The sequence below is a fragment of the Candidatus Magnetaquicoccus inordinatus genome, assembly GCF_004217665.1.
GTDB classification, from domain to species: Bacteria; Pseudomonadota; Magnetococcia; order Magnetococcales; family Magnetaquicoccaceae; genus Magnetaquicoccus; species Magnetaquicoccus inordinatus.
Map to the genome: position 1 here is coordinate 1 of NZ_RXIU01000199.1, position 6,708 is coordinate 6,708.

Genomic DNA, 6,708 nt, shown 5'->3' on the forward strand with positions numbered 1-6,708 from the left:
GGTGGCTGCCCCAATCCGCATCGTAACCCCCGGCTGCACGTCGGGATTGCCCGCCTTGCCGATGGCGGCAATCCGTCCCTGACGCAGACCAATATCGGCCTTGACGATCCCCCAATGATCCAGAATCAGGGCATTGGTAATGACCGTATCCATCACTTCGGCGGCCAGCCCCTGCCCTTGTCCCATCCCATCACGAATCACCTTGCCACCACCAAATTTGACCTCTTCTCCAGGTATGGTGTGATCTTTTTCCACTGCAATCCACAGCTCGGTATCGGCCAAACGAATCCGATCACCCGTGGTGGGACCATACATTTCTGCATAGGCTTGTCGGGAAAGTGTTGCCATCGTCAGAGTGCTCCCATCACCTTGCCATTAAAACCAAAGATTCGCCGTTCTCCCGCCAAAGCCACCAACTGCACGGTACGACTCTGCCCAGGCTCAAAACGGACGGCCGTTCCTGCTGGAATATCCAATCGAAAGCCGTAGCCGGCGGAACGCTCAAAATGCAGCGCCTCATTGACCTCAAAAAAATGAAAATGGGAGCCAACCTGGATCGGTCGATCACCGCGATTGGCCACGATGAGGGTGCGCTGCTCCCGACCGCAATTGAGTGCAATCTCTCCCTCTTGTACCTGAATCTCTCCTGGAATCATCTCTCTCTCCTGCCTGCTCAGACAATCGGATGGTGCACGGTTACCAGCTTGCTGCCATCGGGAAAGGTGGCCTCGACTTGAATGTCGGGAATCATCTCTGCCACCCCTTCCATCACCTCATGCCGACCCAGCAGCGTTGCCCCATAGCTCATCAGTTCGGCAACCGTGCGCCCATCGCGTGCTCCCTCGAGAATGGCGGCAGTGATATAGGCCACCGCTTCTGGATAGTTGAGCAACAAACCACGATTTTTGCGCCGCTCTGCCAGCAGCCCTGCCGTAAAAATCAATAATTTATCGCGCTCATGCGGGGTCAGATCCATTGCTCCTCCTTGTTGCAAACAGTGTGTGGGTTCAGGTATGCCAGATGCGTGGCAGCACAGCAGGTTTATGGAGCGCCTGCGGACGGATCTGTTGCCACAGCAGACGCAGCCAGAGGCGTGCTCGCTCGATCTCTGGCGCCAAAATGCGGGCATGCAGCAGGTTGGGCAGACGGGTTATCCCACAACGACACCCCTCTGGAGTCGGTAGCTCTCGACAACTCTGCAACAGACCATCGCTGATCACGGCTCCGGCCAACAACAGAGAGCCGCACACCCGCATTCCGGCCATGCCCGCTTCAGCCTGCAGCCAGGAAGATCCCGCAACCAGAGCTCCCTGTTCCCGCCACAACGCTCTACCCTCCTGGGTGATGGCACTCTTCATGGCTATCTTGCCGGTTGCAAACGGTTCACCAGAGGCCAGACGGCCCAATTGCTGCAGATCCATGGCCAAAAAGAGAGCCTGGGCTGACAGATCCACCTGCATCTGCAGTTCTGCCTGACAGCCTGAGAAAAAGATATTTTCCTGGGGCAGCCATTCAACGATGGCCTGCTTATCCAAATGAAAATACAGTTGCTGCCGACTCACTCCCTGCTCTGCACGGTACCATTTGCCCGCTCCGGGTGTGGTCAGCAACAGATGGCTCTCCGGTTCCATTTGCAGATCCAAAGCCAAAGAATCTCCAGCCGCCATCCCCCCCGGTGGATGCAGCAAAATCAGATGACAGGGGGAATCCCCCTCTGGATAGAGCGGTTTTTGTACCAAAAAAGGGCCCTGGTGGCGACGCCGCAACAAAAGAGTGCGTCCCTGGCGTCTGCCCACATGCAGATGCAGATAGGCTGGCCATTCTGAAGAGCTCTCGGAGGTGCGGGACTCTTCAGACTGAAAGCCGTGCACGCACACCATCCCGTTCCATCGCCGCCCCCTCGCCACGCAACACCAACTCACCCCGCTCCATGACCAGATAGTGCTGGGCCAGTGAGCGGGCAAACTCATAATATTGTTCCACCAGCAGGATGGTCATCTGCCCACTGCTGGCCAGTTGCTGGATCACCCGTTCAATATCCTTGATGATCGAGGGTTGAATCCCCTCGGTTGGCTCATCAAGAATCAACAGTCGTGGCGAAGAGGCCAAGGCGCGTCCAATGGCCAATTGTTGCTGTTGGCCACCAGAGAGGTCACCTCCGCGACGCTGGCGCATCTCCCATAACACCGGAAAGGTCTGAAAAATATGTTCTGGAATCGGCGTTCCTGCTGGCAGGGAGGCCAAACCCATGCGCAGATTTTCCTCCACGGTTAAACGGGGAAAGATCTCACGTCCTTGCGGAACGTAGCCAATTCCCGCTTTGACCCGTTGATGCGCGGGCAGTGCGCTGATCTCTTTGTTCATAAACTGAATGGAGCCTTTTGCCACCTTGACCAGTCCCATCAGACAACGCATCAAAGTGGTTTTTCCCACGCCATTGCGCCCCAATAGGGCGGTCACCTCTCCTGTAGGCACAGTAAAATCCAACTGCCGCAGAATATGGCTGCCTCCATAATATTGATCCAGTGCGCGGACGGTAAGCATGATCAACGTCCCAAATAGACTTCAATAACCCGTGGATGGTGACGAATCTCCTCCATCCGCCCTTCTGCCAATACCGAACCTTCATGGAGTACTGTCACCCGACTGTTCAGCTTGCTCACAAAGGCCATGTCATGCTCCACAACCATTAAAGAGTGGCGACCGGCCAAGGAGAGAAACAGCTCTGCCGATTGTTCGCTCTCCTCATCGGTCATTCCGGCTACCGGCTCATCGAGCAACAGCAGTTCGGGCTCCTGAATCAAGAGCATGCCGATCTCCAACCACTGTTTTTGCCCATGGGAAAGAGCTCCGCTCTGTTGTCTGGCCATGGGCAAGAGGTGAATCGTCTCTAATATTTCAGCGATGCGGTCCCGTTGCTCTCCCTGGCAGCGCGAGTGCCAGGAGTGGCGTACCCGTTTCTCCCCACGCAAAGCCAACTCCAGATTGTCAAAAACGCTGTGCTGTTCAAACACCGTAGGCTTTTGAAATTTACGCCCGATCCCGGCTGTGACGATCTCCGGCTCGCTCATCCGGGTCAAATCGATGGTTTGACCAAAATATATGCTGCCGCTATCGGGACGGGTTTTGCCGGTGATCACATCCATCATGGTGGTTTTGCCGGCACCATTGGGCCCGATGATACAGCGCAACTCTCCGGCATCGATGGCCAGACTCAGATTATTGAGAGCGCGAAATCCATCAAAAGTGACTGTCACCTCCTCCAGATAGAGGATCACCCGATGCGAGGTGTCCAATACTCCCGGCAGCAGTGGATGGCCCAGGCTGGAGTTGCCTTGAAAAAAGGTATCGCTGGTTTCCGGCAAGGACAGATTCATCAGGACTCTCCTTTACGCAAACGCGACAGCAGGGAGATCAAACCACCCGGCAGCCACAGGGTGACGGTGACAAAGAGCAGGCCAAGAAAAAAGAGCCAATATTCAGGAAAAGAGACGGTAAACCAGCTTTTGGCAAGGTTGACTGTGATGGCTCCCAAAACCGGACCTATCAGGGAGGCACGTCCTCCCACGGCAACCCAGATCGCAATTTCGATGGAGTTGGCAGGCGACATTTCGCTGGGATTGATAATCCCCACCTGGGGCACATAGAGGGCACCGGCAATGGCCGCCAGCAGGGCAGAGAGGGTCCAGGCGGTCAACTTATACCAGAGCGGTTGATAACCGATAAACATAACCCGCGATTCGGCATCGCGGATGGCGGTGAGGATGCGGCCAAATTTGCGGGTAATCATCCAGCGACAGAGCAACAAGGCAGCAAGCAGGGTCAGGGCGCTGAGCACAAACAGAGTCACCCGCATCTCAGGGGTGGTGATGCTCATCCCCAGCAGACGCTTGAAATCGGTAAAGCCATTGTTGCCGCCAAAACCGGTTTCGTTGCGGAAGAAGAGCAGCATAAAGGCATAGGTGAGTGCCTGGGTGATGATGGAAAAATAGACCCCTTTGATGCGCGAACGAAAGGCAAAATAGCCAAAAACAAAGGCGAGCAGGCCCGGAATCAGCAACACCAACAGCACAGAAAGGAAAAAATGATCGCTGCCTGTCCAATACCAGGGCAGCTCTTTCCAGTTCAAAAAAACCATAAAGTCTGGCAAATCTGCATGATAGACCCCATCACGACCGATGGAGCGCATCAGATACATGCCAAAAGCATAACCACCAAGGGCAAAAAAGAGTCCATGCCCCAGGGAGAGAATACCGGCATAGCCCCATATCAGGTCGAGGGCGACGGCAACAATGGCATAGCAGAGAATTTTTCCCCCCAGATTGATAAAATAGGCAGAGATATGCCAGGGGGAGTGTGCATCCAGCAGCAGATGCAGCAGCGGCACCACCAACAGGCAGAGGATGGCATAGAGCCCGACCCCTTTCCAGGCCAGCGGAGAGAGAAGCGGCTGCTTTTCAGGGGGGAGTGCAGAGGAGTGGGAGTCCATGGCAATCAGCTTTCGCTTTGACGCCCCTTCAGGACAAAAAGCCCCTGGGGTCGTCGTTGGATAAAGATGATAATGAAAACAAGGAGGATAATTTTGGCGATAACAGCACCGACCCATCCTTCCAGCACTTTGCCGGTGATGCCCAAACCAAGCGCAGCCCACACCGCTCCGGCCAGTTGGCCCACTCCACCGAGGACAACCACCAAAAAGGAGTCCACGATATAGCCTTGCCCCATATCCGGTCCGACATTGGCCACCTGCGAGATGGCCACCCCTCCCAAACCAGCGATTCCTGAGCCAAGGGCAAAAGCCAAACTATCGATACGGCTGGTGGGCACACCAACACAACCGGCCATGGAGCGATTTTGCGTCACAGCACGGACAAATAGTCCCAAACGGGTACGGTTGAGCAGACTCCAGGTCAAAGCCAGCACCGCCAGAGCCAGAAAGGTGATGACAATGCGGTTCCAGGGCAAAACCACTCCCGGCAGCAGGGTCACCCCGCCAGACATCCAGGAGGGGTTGGCCACTTCGACATTTTGTGCTCCAAAGAGCAGGCGCACCGTCTGAATCAAGATCAAGGATAAACCCCAAGTGGCCAACAGTGTCTCCAAGGGGCGACCATACAACCAGCGAATCACTGAGCGTTCCAGAAGGATACCAACCACAGCGGCGGTCAAAAATGCGGCTGGGATGGCGGCAAAGAGATAGCCATCGAGCAGTTGTGGAAAATGGCTGCGAAAAAGATTTTGTACCGCATAGGTGGTATAGGCACCGATCATCAGCATCTCGCCATGGGCCATATTCAGAATGCCCATCACACCATAGGTGATGGCCAAACCCAAAGCAGTCAAAAGCAGAATCGAGCCCAAAGAGATTCCCGAAAAGAGCGAGGCCAGCGCCTCTCCAAAGAGGAGGCGTCGATTGACCTTTTCCAAGGCGATTTCAGCTTGGCGCACCACCTCACGATCTGTCTCTGCTCCAGGCAAGAGCAGACGGTTTAATGTGGTCTTGGTGGTAGGAGTGGCACTCTCCGCCAAGACCAAAACAGCTTGCCGACGCAGTTGGCTATCGCTGCTGCCGAGCATGGCCAAAGCCAGAGCCAAGCGCAGATTTTCAGCGATCTGTGCATCCTTTTCCTGCTGCAGCGCCCTTTCCAGAACCGGAAGCATGATCAGAGTCGCTTTGCTTTGCAAAGCGTTGGCAGCAGCCAAACGCACTCCCCGATCCGCATCAAAGAGACGCAAAAGAGCCAATCCGGACTGCACTTCCCGACGCAGACGGTTGTTGATGGTCACTGCTGTTACAGCCAGCTCTTGTTCAGGTAGAGGTTGATTGCCAAGCAGATCAAAGAGTTGCCCATCCTGCTTGCGCAATGGACGGCGATTACCAATCAACAAGGCATCTTCGGCCAGCGCTTTGTACAGCGGCTCGGCAAAAGGCTCACCGTTGGCCAGCCACTGGCGCAACAGTGTGATGCGTGCTTCCGAGTCGCTGCCGAGCAGGATCTCTGCCTGCTGCTCCTCCCAGGCGGCCTGGAGAGTGCTGATGGGCAGCAAAAGGGCAAGGCAAAGCAGCAACAAGCAGAGTGCCTGGCGAAATATTGGATAGCGCATGCGTTCCCCAAATGTGACGCAAAATGAGCAAACAGGAGGTGTGAGCGGATTGCTGCGCCGCATGCTCAGGCAATCCGCTCACGGTTTGAAAAAGGCGGTTATTTGTCCGGTTGCTCGGACTTGTTCTCATTGCCAGCGATGAAGGGGCTCCAGGGTGCCGCACGCACAGGGCCAGGAGTTTTCCAGACCACATTAAACTGACCATCGGCACGCACCTCTCCGATAAAGACCGGTTTGTGCAGATGGTGGTTTTTCTCATCCATTTTGATAGTAAAACCAGAAGGAGCGCTCATGCTTTGTCCACTCATGGCCTCGATAACCTTATCGACCTCAGTGGATTGCGCCTTTTCAACTGCCTGCTTCCAGAGCTGCATGCCGATATAGGTTGCCTCCATGGGATCGTTGGTAACCACCTTGTCGGCGGCAGGCAATTTATTTTTCACTGCCCACTCTTTATACATTTTGCTGAAAGCGTCGTTGGCGGGATTTTCCAGCGACATGAAATAGTTCCAGGAGGCAAGATGACCGACCAATGGTTTGGTATCGACCCCACGCAACTCCTCCTCCCCGACCGAAAAGGCCACTACCGGCACCTCGGTTGCT

Annotated in this window: 8 protein-coding genes and 1 pseudogene; all 9 read right to left on the reverse strand. The window is 55.2% G+C overall.

The genetic code is table 11. The features are described 5' to 3' along the window. Nucleotides 1–348 (reverse strand): annotated as a pseudogene (gene ureC, locus EJP87_RS12635) (urease subunit alpha); the annotation flags it as partial. 2 nt (nucleotides 349–350) lie between these two features. Next, nucleotides 351–656 carry an urease subunit beta gene (locus tag EJP87_RS12640; protein WP_130472234.1) on the reverse strand — a complete coding sequence of 102 codons (306 nt, stop codon included), beginning with the start codon at nucleotides 654–656 and terminating at the stop codon, nucleotides 351–353. Nucleotides 657–673: 17 nt separating this feature from the next. Continuing rightward, nucleotides 674–976, reverse strand: a complete 303-nt coding sequence (gene ureA, locus EJP87_RS12645; RefSeq protein WP_130472235.1) for an urease subunit gamma — start codon at nucleotides 974–976, stop codon at nucleotides 674–676. A 31-nt stretch (nucleotides 977–1,007) separates the two neighbouring features. Next, on the reverse strand, nucleotides 1,008–1,871 hold the full coding sequence (locus tag EJP87_RS12650; protein ID WP_193771358.1) for an urease accessory protein UreD: 864 nt from the start codon (nucleotides 1,869–1,871) through the stop codon (nucleotides 1,008–1,010). Then, nucleotides 1,852–2,544 (reverse strand): urea ABC transporter ATP-binding subunit UrtE, encoded by a 693-nt coding sequence (urtE, locus tag EJP87_RS12655; RefSeq protein ID WP_130472237.1) that lies wholly within the window; start codon nucleotides 2,542–2,544, stop codon nucleotides 1,852–1,854. Before urtE ends, EJP87_RS12650 begins: the two co-directional genes overlap by 20 nt. Before the next feature lie 2 nt (nucleotides 2,545–2,546). Next, nucleotides 2,547–3,377 carry an urea ABC transporter ATP-binding protein UrtD gene (gene urtD / locus EJP87_RS12660; protein WP_130472238.1) on the reverse strand — a complete coding sequence of 277 codons (831 nt, stop codon included), beginning with the start codon at nucleotides 3,375–3,377 and terminating at the stop codon, nucleotides 2,547–2,549. Next, nucleotides 3,377–4,489 (reverse strand): urea ABC transporter permease subunit UrtC, encoded by a 1,113-nt coding sequence (gene urtC, locus EJP87_RS12665; RefSeq protein ID WP_130472239.1) that lies wholly within the window; start codon nucleotides 4,487–4,489, stop codon nucleotides 3,377–3,379. Before urtC ends, urtD begins: the two co-directional genes overlap by 1 nt. A gap of 5 nt (nucleotides 4,490–4,494) precedes the next feature. After that, nucleotides 4,495–6,105: an urea ABC transporter permease subunit UrtB gene (gene urtB / locus EJP87_RS12670; protein ID WP_130472240.1), complete on the reverse strand. Its 1,611-nt coding sequence runs from the start codon at nucleotides 6,103–6,105 to the stop codon at nucleotides 4,495–4,497. 98 nt (nucleotides 6,106–6,203) lie between these two features. Further along, nucleotides 6,204–6,708, reverse strand: a 505-nt coding sequence (locus tag EJP87_RS12675) for a transporter substrate-binding protein (protein ID WP_153188679.1), incomplete at its 5' end; no start/stop codon positions are given.